The sequence below is a fragment of the Micromonospora humidisoli genome (genome assembly GCF_016900955.1).
Lineage (GTDB): Bacteria > Actinomycetota > Actinomycetes > Mycobacteriales > Micromonosporaceae > Micromonospora > Micromonospora wenchangensis.
Genome location: NZ_JAFEUO010000006.1, coordinates 295,862 through 309,275, shown reverse-complemented (window position 1 = coordinate 309,275; position 13,414 = coordinate 295,862). Strand labels below are relative to the sequence as shown.

General features: G+C 76.0%; 15 protein-coding genes. All 15 read left to right on the top strand.

From position 1 onward, the window contains the following. Positions 1-8 precede the first annotated feature (8 nt). Genes JQN84_RS22895 through JQN84_RS22825 form a run of 15 tightly spaced genes read left to right on the top strand, consistent with a single transcriptional unit; the run spans position 9 to position 13,412 of the window. Complete coding sequence (locus JQN84_RS22895; protein WP_239485958.1) at positions 9-794, top strand: LppM family (lipo)protein; 786 nt, start codon at positions 9-11, stop codon at positions 792-794. Further along, complete coding sequence (locus JQN84_RS22890) at positions 791-1,135, top strand: hypothetical protein (protein WP_204960575.1); 345 nt, start codon at positions 791-793, stop codon at positions 1,133-1,135. The genes JQN84_RS22895 and JQN84_RS22890 overlap by 4 nt, the downstream gene beginning before the upstream one ends. A gap of 11 nt (positions 1,136-1,146) precedes the next feature. Then, positions 1,147-1,755, top strand: coding sequence for a glycine zipper family protein (locus JQN84_RS22885; protein ID WP_204960574.1), 609 nt, complete (start codon positions 1,147-1,149; stop codon positions 1,753-1,755). Beyond that, the gene (locus tag JQN84_RS22880; protein WP_204960573.1) at positions 1,752-2,444 is read left to right on the top strand and encodes a carboxypeptidase regulatory-like domain-containing protein; all 693 of its coding nucleotides are present in this window, start codon (positions 1,752-1,754) and stop codon (positions 2,442-2,444) included. Before JQN84_RS22885 ends, JQN84_RS22880 begins: the two co-directional genes overlap by 4 nt. Positions 2,445-2,469: 25 nt before the next feature. Beyond that, a complete protein-coding gene (locus JQN84_RS22875) occupies positions 2,470-3,702 on the top strand; it encodes a phage tail sheath family protein (RefSeq protein WP_204960572.1) in 1,233 nt (410 codons plus the stop codon). A 1-nt stretch (position 3,703) separates the two neighbouring features. Further along, positions 3,704-4,186, top strand: coding sequence for a phage tail protein (locus JQN84_RS22870; RefSeq protein WP_204960571.1), 483 nt, complete (start codon positions 3,704-3,706; stop codon positions 4,184-4,186). Beyond that, complete coding sequence (locus JQN84_RS32120; protein ID WP_204960570.1) at positions 4,161-5,654, top strand: hypothetical protein; 1,494 nt, start codon at positions 4,161-4,163, stop codon at positions 5,652-5,654. The genes JQN84_RS22870 and JQN84_RS32120 overlap by 26 nt, the downstream gene beginning before the upstream one ends. Continuing rightward, positions 5,654-6,445: a CIS tube protein gene (locus JQN84_RS22860; protein WP_239485957.1), complete on the top strand. Its 792-nt coding sequence runs from the start codon at positions 5,654-5,656 to the stop codon at positions 6,443-6,445. The genes JQN84_RS32120 and JQN84_RS22860 overlap by 1 nt, the downstream gene beginning before the upstream one ends. Further along, positions 6,442-8,028: a phage baseplate assembly protein V gene (locus JQN84_RS22855; RefSeq protein WP_204960569.1), complete on the top strand. Its 1,587-nt coding sequence runs from the start codon at positions 6,442-6,444 to the stop codon at positions 8,026-8,028. Before JQN84_RS22860 ends, JQN84_RS22855 begins: the two co-directional genes overlap by 4 nt. After that, complete coding sequence (locus JQN84_RS22850; protein WP_204960568.1) at positions 8,028-8,366, top strand: hypothetical protein; 339 nt, start codon at positions 8,028-8,030, stop codon at positions 8,364-8,366. Before JQN84_RS22855 ends, JQN84_RS22850 begins: the two co-directional genes overlap by 1 nt. After that, positions 8,363-8,827, top strand: a complete 465-nt coding sequence (locus tag JQN84_RS22845; protein WP_204960567.1) for a GPW/gp25 family protein — start codon at positions 8,363-8,365, stop codon at positions 8,825-8,827. Before JQN84_RS22850 ends, JQN84_RS22845 begins: the two co-directional genes overlap by 4 nt. Beyond that, positions 8,824-11,490: a putative baseplate assembly protein gene (locus tag JQN84_RS22840; RefSeq protein WP_204960566.1), complete on the top strand. Its 2,667-nt coding sequence runs from the start codon at positions 8,824-8,826 to the stop codon at positions 11,488-11,490. The genes JQN84_RS22845 and JQN84_RS22840 overlap by 4 nt, the downstream gene beginning before the upstream one ends. Further along, positions 11,471-12,031 carry a phage tail protein gene (locus tag JQN84_RS22835; RefSeq protein ID WP_204960565.1) on the top strand — a complete coding sequence of 187 codons (561 nt, stop codon included), beginning with the start codon at positions 11,471-11,473 and terminating at the stop codon, positions 12,029-12,031. The genes JQN84_RS22840 and JQN84_RS22835 overlap by 20 nt, the downstream gene beginning before the upstream one ends. Further along, positions 12,028-12,960 carry a hypothetical protein gene (locus JQN84_RS22830; RefSeq protein WP_204960564.1) on the top strand — a complete coding sequence of 311 codons (933 nt, stop codon included), beginning with the start codon at positions 12,028-12,030 and terminating at the stop codon, positions 12,958-12,960. The genes JQN84_RS22835 and JQN84_RS22830 overlap by 4 nt, the downstream gene beginning before the upstream one ends. Beyond that, positions 12,957-13,412: a hypothetical protein gene (locus JQN84_RS22825; protein ID WP_204960563.1), complete on the top strand. Its 456-nt coding sequence runs from the start codon at positions 12,957-12,959 to the stop codon at positions 13,410-13,412. The genes JQN84_RS22830 and JQN84_RS22825 overlap by 4 nt, the downstream gene beginning before the upstream one ends. The last annotated feature ends 2 nt before the right edge of the window (positions 13,413-13,414 follow it).

The window sequence follows — 13,414 nt, the reverse complement described above, 5'->3', positions numbered from 1 at the left end:
ATGTGCCCATGAGAACCGGACGCGGACACGGCAGGGCGGTACGGCTCACGGTGTGCCTGGCCCTGCTGACCCTGCTCGCCGGATGTATGCAGCTCAACCTGGGGCTGACCGTCAACGCCGACGACACCGTCGACGGGCAGCTGCTGCTCACCGCCGAAAAGTCGGTGCTCAGCAGCCGCAACAAGAACCTCGCGGTCGCCTACGCCGAACTGCGGGAGAACATCCCCGCCCTGCCCGCCGGCGAAGAGACCGTCTACGAGGACGATCGTTTCTACGGCGCCCAGATCACTTATCGGCGCACCCCGCTGAAAAGCTTCACGAGCGAGAGCGTGAAGCTCGGCCGCGACGGCGATCTCTACCGGTTCAGCCTGCCACTCGACCCCAAGAAATACGGCGGGAAGGTGGCCGAACAGGATCCCCAGAACCAGCAGCGGTTCCTGGATCTCATGTCGTTCGAGATCTCGGTGACCTTTCCCGGTCGGGTGATCGATTCCAACGGCACGCTCACCGGGCGCTCGGTCACCTGGAAGGTCGTCGCCAACGAGCCCAAACCGGCCGAACTGAGGGCGATCGCCGAGGCCCCGCCGCGCCCCACCCCGTCGGCCAGCCCGGCCGCCGCGGGCGGCACGGACGACCCGGGTGGCTTCCCGTGGCTGCCGGTGTCCGTGGGGGTCCTGGTCCTGCTCCTGCTGGCCGGCGGGGTCACCGCCGTCCTGCTGCGCCGTCGGGGCGGCACCGCCGCCACCCCGCCCGCCCCCACCCGTCCCGCACCACCCGAAGGGGGATCGCCGTGAACGATCTCTTCAGCTGGGCCGCCCTCGGCACCGTGGCCGGTGCCAGCGCCGCCACCCTGCTCACCGCCAACGTCATCGGCGGCCTGCTCGGCCCGAACAGCGACAAGGCCCGCAAGTGGATCGCCCTGGGCGTGGCGCTGCTCCTGTCGTACGCCACCGCGGCGTTCGCCACCGACGCGGGCGGCGAGAAGTGGCTGATCGCGTTCTTCAACGGCCTGGTCATCTTCTCCGCCGCGCTGGGCGTCAACCAGCTACCGCCCGGCAACCGGCAGCCCACCCAGGCCACCGGCGGCCAGCTCGCCCAGGGCCGGCAGCCCCGCTTCGTCCGTTCCTGGGTCTGAGGAGGCGCGTCATGGTCTACGGAATCGTCAGCGCCGCCGTCCACGTCCTGGGCGGGGCGGCGCTCGGGCTGGCCGTCGGTGGCCCGGTGGGGCTGCTGGTCGGCGCGGTCGTCGGCCTGCTGGTCGGCGTCCCGTTCGGCTGGTCGGTCGCCGCCGCCCGGGTGTACGGCCCGGACGCCCGGGGGGTGGCGCTGTTCGTCGTCGACCACACCTGGAGCCTGCCGAACACCGCCGCCGGGGCGCTCTACCTCGCCCTGCACCTGGTCGTCGGCCATTCGTTGGACCGGCCCACCTCGCAGCACAGCTGCCGGGTCAACCTGGTCGAGGGAGTGTCCCCCCGGTACGCCACCACCATCGGCACGGTCTGCGCCGGTTCCGGCCCCGGCATCCAACGCCACGAGGACGTGCACATCCTGCAGGCCCGGCTGCTCGGCCCGCTCTACCTGCCGCTGGTCGCGCTCAACTACGTGCTGTTCACCATCGCCCCGGTGTGGCTGCTCTGGCACGACCACGCCAACGCCCCGATCAACCGGTTCACCAGGTACTTCGAGATCGGCGTCTACCCGCACGTGTGGAACGAGGCCATCGCGTACCGCGTCCAGGGGACGCCGCCGCGATGACCGGCGACGGGCCGGGGCCGGTCGAGACGGCCACCGCCGAGCTGGCCGCCTGGCTGGCCGGGGCCGCCGGGCAGGACGTCCCGGTCGGCCCGCCCGCCGACGGGGGCGTCGGGCTGACCCTGTGGCCGCTGGCCCTGCGGCCGGCCCGGCAGACCCGGGGCACCGGCACGCCCGCGCCGTACCGGTTCACGATCCGCTACCTGGTCGCCGCCGCCGGCCCGGCCGCGCTGGCCGGGCTGGACCGGGTGCTGACCGCCGCCGCCACGGCCGGCGAACCGGAACTGGTGCTGGAGGCCGGCGACCCGGCGCTGTGGGTGACGCTGGGCGTCGCCCCCCGGCCGGCGCTGCTGGTCGACGTGCCGGCCCAGGTGACCGCCACGCCGCCGGTCGCGCCACCGGTGCTGCACCCGCTGCGGCTGCACCGGCTGGCCCTGCGTGACCTCGTCGGCCGGGTGGTCGGCCCGCAGCGGCAGCCCCTGGCGGCGCTGCGGGTGGAACTGGCCGGCACCCCGTACGCCACCCACACCGACTCCGGCGGACGGTTCCGGCTCGCCGGGGTCCCGCACGACCCGGAGCACCCCGACCAGCCGGTCCGGCTGCGCCTGGTCGGCCGGGGCCGCACCCTCACCGCCGAGGTCGACCCGGCCGACGCGGACATCGTCATCGTCTGCGAACCCCCGGCCCGCTGAGCCGGCCCGGCGTACAGGAGGACCGATGCCCCACTACTTCTCCCCCGGCATCTACGTCGAGGAGGTGCCCAGCGCCGCCCGGCCGATCGGGCCGGTCGGGATGGCCGTCGCCGCGTTCGTCGGGGTCGCTCCCGACCGGGGCGCGCACGTCGACCGGGCACTGGCCGTCACCAGCTGGTCGGAGTTCGTGCGGCTGTACGCCGCCGGTGACGACCTGGAGAGCACCCCGCTGGCCCGGGCGGTCTTCGGTTTCCTCGACAACGGCGGCAGCCGCTGCTGGGTGGTCAACGTCGGCGTCGACGGCCGACTCACCGGCACCGGGCAGCGGCGCACCGGGCTGCAACTGGTGGAGGCCATCGACGAGGTGGCCATCCTCGCCGCGCCCGGCTTCCACGACCCGGTGTCGCACGAGGCGCTGCTGAGCATGGCCGAGCGGTTGCGCACCATGGTGGCGATCTGCGACCCGCCGCCCGGCATCGAGGACATCTCGACGCTGACCCGGGTGGCCACCCCCGCGCGCGCCGGCAAGCCCGGCGACGGAAAACCGGCCGACGGCAAGGCCGGCGAGCCGGCCGACGCCGACACCGGCACCGCCCACCGGGCCCGGCAGTCCGACTACGGCACCTACTACTTCCCCTGGCTGCGGGTGCGTGACCCGCTCACCGGCGAGCTGGTGCTCACCCCGCCGAGCGGTCACATGGCCGGCATCTGGGCCCGTACCGACGCGCTGCGCGGCGTGCACAAGGCCCCCGCCAACGAGCCGGTCCGCGGCGCGGTCGACCTGGAGTACCTGGTCACCCGTGCGGAGCACGACGTGCTCAATCCCAGGGGGGTCAACGTGATCAGGTACTTCGCCGGGGAGGGCATCCGGGTGTGGGGGGCCCGGACCCTGGCCGCCGAGGCCAGCGAGTGGCGCTACCTCAACGTCCGCAGGTTGTCGATCTCCATCGAGCAGGCGATCGCCAACGGCACCAGGTGGATGGTGTTCGAGCCCAACGACTACTCGCTGTGGCGGTCCATCCGCCGCGACATCGGCGCGTTCCTGACCCGGGTGTGGCGCGACGGGGCGCTGCTCGGGCGTACCCCCGAGGAGGCGTTCTTCGTCAAGTGCGACGAGGAGACCAACCCGGTCGACGTCCGCGACGCCGGGATGGTGGTCGCGCACATCGGCATCGCGGTGGTCAAGCCGGCGGAGTTCGTGGTGTTCAAGCTGAGCCAGTGGGCCGGCGGCACCGACACCGAGACGATCGGAGGCTGACATGCCGACCCCGGCCACCCCGCAACCCGGCGCCCCGGTCGACCCGTACCGGGCGTACCACTTCAAACTGCTCATCAACGGCATCACCAACGGGCACTTCACCGAGGTCAGCGGCCTGGAGATGACGATCGGCCGGCTGTCCTACCGGGAGGCCGGCAACGACCGGGTCCGGTCGGTCCCGGGGCAGGTCGACTACGCGCCGGTGACCCTGCACTTCGGCCTCACCCCCTCGCGTGAGCTGTGGGACTGGGTGCACGGCGCGGCGACCGGGACGGTGAGCCGCCGCAACGTGTCCGTGGTGCTGCTGGACGCCGCCGGCACCGCCGAGGTGCTGCGCTGGAACCTGATCAACGCGTGGCCGATGCGGTGGCGGGGTGCCCACCTGCACACCCTGTCCCAGGAGATCGCGATCGTGGCGCTGACCCTGGCGTACGAGGGGCTGGAGTTGGAGGACGGCAGTGCCGCGGCGTCCACGACCGCGTGACTGGCTGGCCACCCGGCTGCGGGCCGCCGCCGACGCGGTGGCCCCCGCACCGGCCGCCCAGCCGACCGCCCCGGCCACGCCGTTCACCGGCACCGACCCCGCCGCCCGGTGGGCCGGGCCGGCCCCGGTGCCGGGCGGGCCGGCCCGGCCACCGGACCACTGGTTGCCGCGCGGGCCGGGGCAGCCGCCGGACCACTGGCTGCGGACGGTCGCCGCGCACGCCCCCGGCCTGCTGCACGACCTGGTCGGGCCGGCCGCCGACGACCCGCCGGGCCCGCCGTCGGCCGCCGGCCCGTGGCCCGCGTCCCATCCGGGGGTACGCGGACAGTCCACCCCGGCGTCCGCCGAGCCCCCGCCCGACGCCGGTGCCCCCACCGCCGACCGGCACCCCGCACACCCGCCCGTCGCGGTGCCGCCGCCCGCTCCCGCCCCGCCCACCGCGCCGTGGGGGTCGTCGCCGGTGCCGAGCCCGGTGACCGGCACCCACCTCCCCCGATCCGGCGGCCCGACGGCGGCCACCCCGACCACCGGATCGGCGGGCCACCGCGTGCACCCGCCGATGGTGCACGACCCGGATCCGGCGACAGCGCATCCGACGACGGCGCACCCTGTGCATCAGCCTCCCGGGCACGACCCGGACCCGGCGACGGCGCACGACCCGGATCCGGCGGCGACGGCCCGGCCAAGCCCGCAAGCGCGGCCCACCGGGGTGGCGACGCCACCCGGTCCGGAGTGGACGGCACGTGCCGGGCTCGGGTGGCTGCGCCGACCCGGCCGGCGACGGACCACCCCGCCCCGCCCCCCGACGACACGACCCCGCCCGGAGCCGACGACGGGGGCCGGTGCGGAACTGGCGACGGGGGCCGGTCCGCAGCCGGTGACGGAGATCGGCCCGAGGTCGGGGACGGGACGCGACCCGGGGTGGGCCGCCGCACCCGGGGCGCAGGCGTCTGATCCACGCGGGTGGGCGGGGCACCGTCCGCCTTCCGACGTCGACCGGGGTACGCCCCTACCGGGCGGCGGGCGGTACCGGACCCCGGACGTACCGTCGCCGGCCCCCGGTCGGGGGTGGCCGGACCGCCCCGAACCCGGTCGTGCGGCGGAGGCCGCAACCAGCACCGGGCGACGGCCGGTCGACGGTCGACGGACCGACGCGGTGGCGGCGGCCGGCGACGCGGCACTCGGCCGCCCGGCCGGCTGGGGCCGCCCGGACCCCGGCCGGACGGGTGACCCGGTCACCGGCGGCTGGCGCGGTGGCGGGACCCACCCGGGCCCCGCCGGCGGCGCAACCGGGCGCGGCACCGTGACCCGGCGGACCACCGCGACCCGGTGGCCGCAGGACGTGCCGGTCCCGGCCGGTGACCCGTGGCCGGCCCTGCCCGACGACGGGCCGTGGCGACGGCCGACGGGGACCGCCCGGGACGACGCCCGGGACGCCAGGCTCGACGCCGAACAGCGGGGGTGCTGATGGAACGGGTCGCCTTCCTGGTCGACGACTCAGGTGTACGGATCGACTGCCTGCTCAACCCGCAGACCGTTCAGGTCACCCGGATCGCCGGGGTACGGCCGCAGGGCAGCGCCGAGGGGCGGCTCACCGGGGTCGGGCTGGCCGACGACCCACTGGCCTTCACCGGCGGCGGTCGTACCGAACTGGTGCTGGACCTGCTCTTCGACACCGACCTGGTGGAGGGGCCGACCCGGCCCGGGGACGTGCGGACCCTCACCCGGCCACTGTGGATGCTGGCCGAGAACTCCGCCGTGGCACACGGCTGGCAGCGCCCGCCGCTGGTCCGGCTGGTCTGGGGCAAGACGTGGAACGTGCCCGGGGTGGTGGTGGCCGTCGCCGAACGGTTCGACGTGTTCACCCGTACCGGTTCGCCCCGCCGCTCGTGGCTGCGGATGAAGCTGCTGCGGGTGGCCGAGTCGGCCGACGAGGCGCAGCAGGGCTTCGCCGAGGAGTTGGCCGCCGCCACCCCGCCCGGGACACCCCCCGGGCAGGCGGTGGTGGCGGCCGGGGACGGTACGGCCACGCCCGGCTACTCCGGGGTGCGCTTCGACCTGCTCGCCCACGACGCGCTCGGCTCGCCGCTGCGCTGGCGGCTGCTCGCCGAGCACAACCGGATCACCGACCCGTTCGGTGTGCCGGCCGGGACCGCCCTCGCGGTGCCCCCGCCCACCGCGCCGCAGCCCGCCCCGGCACCGGCGGTGGCAGGCGCGGGCGGGACCGGCCCGGCGCCGGCCGACGGGGGTCTGCGGTGAGCGCCCGCCCGTCGGTGTCCCTCGACGGCGTGCCGCTGGGCGGCGCGGCGGACCGCCGGATCCGGTCGGTGCGGGTGGCCGCCCGCCTCGACCAGCCCACCCAGTGCGAGGTGGTGTACGCCGCCGACCCGGGCCCGGGGGCGCGGGGTCCCGGTCCCGGGCCGGCGGTGCCGACCGGCGCGACGCTCACCGTCCGGCTCGGCGACGACCTGCTGTTCACCGGGGAGGTCACCTGCGTCGAGGTGGAGTACGCCGCCGACGGCACCGCCCTGTCCCGTTGGCGCGGCTACGACCTGCTGCACCGGCTGCGCAAGCGGCAGCAGTTACGGGTCTTCGAGGCGGTCACCGCCGCCGACCTGGCCCGGGAGCTGTGTGGCGCGGTGGGCCTCGCCGTCGACGCCGAGGCCGACGGGCCGGTGCTGGACCGGCTGCTCCAGCACCGGCACAGCGACCTGGAGCTGCTGCGGGAGGTGGCCGGCCGGGCCGGTCTGCACCTGGCCGTCGACGGTGACCGGATGCGGCTGGTCACGTTGGACGGTCACGGGGAGCCGGTGCCGCTGACCCTGGGCCGGACGCTGCACTCGGTGCGGTTGGCCGCCAACCTGGACCGGGCCGCCGGGGGCAGCGCCGCGCTGGGCTGGCATCCGCAGCGGGCCGAGCCGCTCGGCCACCGGGTCGACGCCGCGCGCAGCGGCCGGCGGGTGCCGTTGCGCCCGGATCCGGCGGCGGTCGGCGCGGACGGCGTACGGACCCTGCTGGACCAGCCCGGCCGCAGCGACGACGAGTTGGCCGCGCTCGCCCAGGCCGGCCTGGACGACCGGGTGGCCGCGCTGGTCACCGCCGAGGGCGTCGCCGCGGGTGACCCGGCGTTGCGTCCCGGCCGGCGGGTCACGCTGGGCGGGGTGGCCGACGACCTGGCCGGGGTGTACGTCCTCACCGAGGTGGTGCACACCGTCGACGGCAGCGGCCACCTCACCCGGTTCGCCACCGCCCCGCCGCCCTCCCCGCCGCACGTCACGGCCGGCGGGGCGGTGGTCACCCTCGGGGTGGTCACCGCCGTCGACGACCCGCAGCGGCTCGGCCGGGTCCGGGTGCGGCTGCCCGGGTACGGCGACCTGGACGCCGGCTGGCTGGCCGTGCTCTGCCCGGGGGCCGGACGGGACAAGGGCATCGTGGCACTGCCCGACCCGGACGACACGGTGCTGCTGGCCCTGCCGGGTGGTGACCCGGTCGCCGGGGTGGTGCTGGGCTCGCTGTTCGGCACCGTCACCCCGTACGACGCGGGGGTGGCCGACGGACGGGCGGGCCGCTGGTCGGTGCGGACCGGCAGCGGTCAGACCATCGTGGTCGACGACGCGGCGCGCACGCTGCGGCTGGCCACCGACGTCGGCAGTTTCCTGGAGCTGACCCCCGAGTTGACCACCCTGCACGCCGCGACCGACCTGGTGCTCTCCGCGCCGGGCCGGGCGCTGGTGGTGCGGGCCCGCAGCGTCGACTTCCTGCACGCCGACGCGACCGAGGACGCGGCGACCGCCAGGCAACAGGCCGGCACGCTCGCCCGCGCCCACTCCGGAGGTGCCTGATGCGCTGGATCACCCTTGACTCGCTGATCGCCTGCGACCACGACGGCCGGGTCACCAACCGGGCGTCGCAGGGCTGGCTGACCGTCGCCGGGACGCCGGTGCTGGTCGACGACGACCCGGTGGGGCGGGACATCGTGGCCTGCCCCAACTACGGGCCGACGGTCAAACCGTGCGCGAAGACCCTCGCGGTGCGGGTCGGCTACAGCGGCTGGCTGCGGGTCGACGGGCGGCGGATCGTGCTGTCGCACCTGGCCGGGTTCACCGACGGCACCCCGCCGAACCTGGTCCGGCACACCGTGCACGACGCCCGGCAGCGCCTGGTGGAGGCCGACCGATGAGGGCGTTGCGGTTCGTCGGGGCCGGCTTCGACGCCGGCCGCGCCGGGGGCCTGGCACTGACCGCGACCGGCGGGCTCGCCGTGACCGACGGCGACGAGACGGTACGCCAGGCGTTGTACCTGCTGCTGTCCACCACGCCGGGCGAGCGGCTGATGCGCCCCGGGTACGGCTCCCGGCTGCACCGGCTGGTGTTCGCGCCGAACGACGAGACCACCGCCGGGCTGGCCATCCACTACGTACGGCAGGCGATCCGCCGGTGGGAGCCCCGGATCGAGGTGATCGACGTGGACGCCGGCCCCGACCCGGACGACCCGTGGCGGCTGGTGATCAGGTTGGACTACCGGGTGCGGGCCAGCCTCTCCCCCGGTCAGCTGGTCCTCTCCGTCGACCTGCTCCCCGCCGACGCCGACCCGCCCGCGCACCGGGCCGCCGGTCGGCCGACCGAGGGGGACGGGTCATGACGCTGCCCGTGCCGCACCTCGACGACCGCACCTTCCTCGATCTGGTCACCGAGGCCCGGGACCGCATCCGGCAGTCCTGCCCCGGTTGGACCGACCTGTCCGCACACGATCCGGGCATCGCCCTGGTGGAGGCGTTCGCGCACCTCACCGAGGTGATGATCTTCCGGCTGAACCAGTTGCCGGAGAAGGCGTACGTGCAGTTCCTGAACCTGCTCGGGGTCACCCGGCACGCCCCGACGGCGGCCTGGGCCGACGTCCGGTTCGTCCGGACCGGCGGTGACCGGGCGGCGGTGCGGATCCCGGCGGGCACCCGGGTCGCCGCGGCCCGGGGCGTCGACCCCAGGCCCGTCGTCTTCGTCACCACCGAGCCGGCGCTGCTGCCGGCGGACGCCGACGAGGTGACCGTCCGGATGCACCACTGTGAACCGGTCGAGGCGGAACTGCTGGGCGTCGGCACCGGCCAGCCGGGGCAGGCGCTGCGGGCCGCCCGGTCGCCGCTGGCGCGTACCGCCGAACCGCGGGACCTGCTGCTCGGGGTGGAGGTGCCGGCCGGCTCGGTGGAGCTGGGCGCGGTGGCCCGGGAACACGAGGGGGCCACGTACGAGGTGTGGCGGCCGGTGGACAGCTTCGCCGGGGTCGGCCCGCAGGCCAAGGTCTACCTGGTGGACCGCTGCTCGGGGCTGGTCACCTTCGCCCCGGCGCTGGACCTGCGCCCACCCGCCGCCGACCCGCCCGGCCCGGCACCGGCCGACGTGGGACCGGGCGTCCCGGGGCCCGCCGGCACACGGGCGGGCGGTGGGCCGGTCACCGTCGCGGCGGTGCCGCCGGCCGGCGCACGGATACGGCTGTGGTACCGGGCCGGCGGTGGCCGGACCGGCAACGTCGCCGCCGGCACCCTGACCACCCTGCGGGACCCGCTGCCCGGGGTACGGGCGGAGAACCCGGCACCGGCAGGTGGCGGACGGGAGCTGGAGAGCCTCGAATCGGCGCTGGTCCGGGGCCCGTACGAGTTCTTCGCCCAGCAACGCGCGGTCACCGCCCGGGACTTCGAGATCCTCGCCGCCGGCTCCGGCGGGGTGTCCCGGGCGCGGGCGTTCACCCGGTCGGCGGTGTACAGCTTCGCCCGCCCCGGTGAGGTCGAGGTGGTGCTGGTGCCGTACGTGCCGGACGAGGCCCGGCCGGGTGGCCGGCTGCCGGTGACGGTGCTGCGCGCGCACGAGGTGGAGGAGTCCCGCCGTCGGGTGGAGGCGGACCTGGACCGACGGCGGGCGTTGGGCACCAGCTGCCGGGCCGGCTGGGCCCGCTACAAGGCGGTGTCGATCCGGGCCCGGGTGGTGGTCCGGCCGGAGGAGGACGTCGAGGCGGTCCGCCGGCGCATCCACGACCGGCTGCACCAGACGCTCAGCCCGCTGCCCACCGCGCTGAACCCGACCGGCTGGGCGTTCGGTGAGCCGCTCCGCGCGTCCAACGTGTACCGGATGCTGGAGCACGCCGAGCCGGGGGTGCGCTACGTCGAGTCGGTCCGGTTCGTGGTGGACGAGGCACCCGACGCGCAGGTCCGCGCCGTCGCCGTCGACCAGTACCAGCCCGGCACCTGGTACGCCGGCCGGGGCCCGGTGCTGTTCCGCTCGTCCAACGCGGGGGTGGGCTGGGAGCCGGCGGGCCGGTTCGACGACGACGAGACGGTGCTGCGGGTCGCCCCCGCCCCGGCTCCGGTGCGTCCCGGGGTGCTGGCCCGACCCGGCGCGGTGGCGGTGGTGACCACCCGGGCCGCAGGCGGCTCCCGGGTGCACCTGAGCACCGACCTCGGCGAGACCTGGTCGGCGTTGACCGGCCTGGACTCCCGGATCACCGACCTGGCCTGGATCGACCGGGACGGTGCGGGCGCGCTGCTGCTGGCCACCGACACCGGCCTGTACGAGGTGTCGCTGCTGCCCGGGGCGGTGCCGTTGCAGATCCTGGTCGACCCGGCCGACGCCGACCGGGGCTTCTACGCCGTCCGCGCGTTCGTCTCGGAGCGGGGCGCGCCGGGGGTGGCGGTCGCGGCGCAGGCGGGTTTCGGCGTCTACCTGTCCACCGCCGGTGGCCGCCCCGGCAGCTTCACCCACGTCGGCCTGGCCAACGTGGACAACCGGGTGCTCGCCGTGCAGTACGACGGCCCGGCCACCCTGCTGTGGGCGGGCGCGGGCGAACCGGACCCGAAGAAACCGGGGCAGGGCTGCCACCGTACCCGGCTGTTCGAGTCCGACGTGAAGTGGCAGCAGGTGCAGGCCGGCTGGGTCGGCGGCACCTGCCGGGACCTCGCCTTCGTCGGCACCCTGGCGGTGGCGGCCACGCAGAGCGGCGGGGTGGTCCGCCTCGACACCCTGGCCGCGCAGCCGCAGTGGCAGCCGGTGGTGGTCAACTGCGGCCTGCCGCTGCGCGACCGGACCCGGTTCGTGCCGGTGGACGCGATCGCCGGCAGCGCCACCGGTACCGGCGGCGCCCGGTTGATCCTGGCCGGCGGCGAACGCGGGGTGTACCGCAGCGGCGACGCCGTCGACTGGACACCCAGCGCCAACCAGGCCACCGCCGACGTGGTGACCGTCCCCGACACCTGGCTGCTCTGCTCCGGCGGGCACGACATCGAGGTGGTGGGGCACGATGCGCCGGGCCGCGATTGAACGGCTGCTGCCGGCGGCCTACCAGCGGGCCGCCGGGCCGGGCAGCGTCCTGGCCGCCCTGCTGGACGTGATGGAGACGCTGCACGCCCCGGACGAGGCGCTGCTCGCCGACGTGGACGTGCTGTTCGACCCGTACCGCACGCCGGCCGGGTTCGCCGGCTACCTGACCCGCTGGGTGGCGATGGACCACGTGCTCGGCCCGCCCCGGCCGGACGCCCCGCCGCCGCTGCCCGTGGGCCGGCTACGCGACCTGGTCGCGCACGGCGCGCTGCTGGCCCGCTGGCGGGGCACCCCGTACGGGATGCGGACCGCGCTGGAACTGGCCACCGGGGTCACCGGGTTCGTCCTGGACGAGCCGGCCGACCGGCCGTTCCACCTGGTCGTCCGGGTGCCGCAGGCGGCGGCCGGGCTGCTGACCGTGGTGACCCGGATCGTCGCGGCGGAGAAACCGGCGGCGGTGACCGCCGAGGTCGTCCTCGCCGACGGCTCCGCCCCGGGTTCCCCTCCCCCGCCCGGACCGTCGTCTGAGGAGCCGTCATGACCACCGAATGGGCCGTCGTCGCCGCCGCCGAGCAGTTCACCCTCGACCCGGCCAACCGGGGCGAGCTGACCTTCACCGTCTCCAATCCCGGCGGCGCGCCGGACACCGTGGTCTTCGACGTCGCGCCGGGCGAGGGCAGCCAACGGGGCTGGTTCACGGTGGCCGAACCGCAACGGGTGGTGCCGGGGCAGAACTCGGTGTCGTTCCTGGTCCGCCTGGCGGTCCCGGCCGGCACCGCACCCCGCCGGTACGACATGACCGGCTTCGCCTACTCGGCGAACACCGCGCCGGAGGAGAGCTCCCGCGCCAGCGGCCGGGTGACGTACGAGGTCAGGGCGGTCGCCCCGCCCCGGCGGGCCCCGTGGCCGTGGATCGCGGCGGCGGTGGCGCTGGTGGTGCTGGTCGGCGCGGTGGTCGGTTACCTGCTCAGCCGGCCGGACGCCGCCCCACCACCGGCCGCCGCCCGGGTGGTGACGGTGGAGGCGGAGACCCTGTTGGCCGGGGCGAAGACGGAGTCACCGGCGGGCGCCGCGGTGAAGGTGGTGGAGCAGCCCGACTGCTGCGGGCTGGCCTTCTCCGGTGGCCGGCAACTGTTCCTCCAGGGGCTGGCGGCGGGTGACCGGGTCAGTCTCACCGTCACCCTGCCGGTGGACGCCACCTGGTCGTTCGCCGCGTCCCGGACCACCTCGGCGGACTACGCCAACACCATCTGGCAGATCGACGGCATACAGGTGGGCGGTACCTTCCTCGGCTTCTCGAAGCAGCCCGCGCTGCGCGACGTCGAGGAGGTCGGCACGGTACGGCTCGGCCGGGGCACGCACACCCTGACCCTGATCGCGGTCGGCCGGACCCAGGGCACCGAGCGGTACTTCGCCGGGGTGGACCGGGTCCGGTTCACCGAGCTGCCCGAGCCGACGGGCCGGCCGTGACCGGCCGGCAGAAACTGCTGCTGGTGATGGTCGCCGTACTGCTGGTCGCCGGGTTCGTCGGCGCGCTCGGGCTGGGTCACGCCGGTCGCGGTGATCCGGCCGACCCCGGTGCGCCGGGCTGGCTGGGCCGGCTCGGTGGGAACGGCGCCACCGTGGACCCGGCGACGGTACGGGCCGACTGCGACCGTACCGGCGACGTGCTCTCCTTCGTCGGCGGCTGCGCGCTGCGGGTGGACGACCCCGGCGGGCTGCGCACCCTGGTGCTGCGCAGCGGGGCGGCCTTCGCGGTCACCGCCCCCGCGCCGGGCGACGCCGACCTGACCATCCGCGACGACGTCACGCCGGCCGACGGGGGCGACGCCGTCGCGACGATCGCCGTCGACCGGGCCACCGAGGTCGGCCTGGGCTGCCCGGGAGGTGTCTCGTGCACCGTCACCATCGCCACCTCGTGACC

Bases quoted from the DNA above. Each gene is read 5' to 3' on its own strand.
- JQN84_RS22895 (WP_239485958.1), top strand. From the start codon at position 9: ATGAGAACCGGACGCGGACACGGCAGGGCGGTACGGCTCACGGTGTGC.
- JQN84_RS22885 (WP_204960574.1), top strand. From the start codon at position 1,147: ATGGTCTACGGAATCGTCAGCGCCGCCGTCCACGTCCTGGGCGGGGCG.
- JQN84_RS22880 (WP_204960573.1), top strand. From the start codon at position 1,752: ATGACCGGCGACGGGCCGGGGCCGGTCGAGACGGCCACCGCCGAGCTG.
- JQN84_RS22875 (WP_204960572.1), top strand. From the start codon at position 2,470: ATGCCCCACTACTTCTCCCCCGGCATCTACGTCGAGGAGGTGCCCAGC.
- JQN84_RS22870 (WP_204960571.1), top strand. From the start codon at position 3,704: ATGCCGACCCCGGCCACCCCGCAACCCGGCGCCCCGGTCGACCCGTAC.
- JQN84_RS22860 (WP_239485957.1), top strand. From the start codon at position 5,654: ATGGAACGGGTCGCCTTCCTGGTCGACGACTCAGGTGTACGGATCGAC.
- JQN84_RS22850 (WP_204960568.1), top strand. From the start codon at position 8,028: ATGCGCTGGATCACCCTTGACTCGCTGATCGCCTGCGACCACGACGGC.
- JQN84_RS22845 (WP_204960567.1), top strand. From the start codon at position 8,363: ATGAGGGCGTTGCGGTTCGTCGGGGCCGGCTTCGACGCCGGCCGCGCC.
- JQN84_RS22840 (WP_204960566.1), top strand. From the start codon at position 8,824: ATGACGCTGCCCGTGCCGCACCTCGACGACCGCACCTTCCTCGATCTG.
- JQN84_RS22835 (WP_204960565.1), top strand. From the start codon at position 11,471: ATGCGCCGGGCCGCGATTGAACGGCTGCTGCCGGCGGCCTACCAGCGG.
- JQN84_RS22830 (WP_204960564.1), top strand. From the start codon at position 12,028: ATGACCACCGAATGGGCCGTCGTCGCCGCCGCCGAGCAGTTCACCCTC.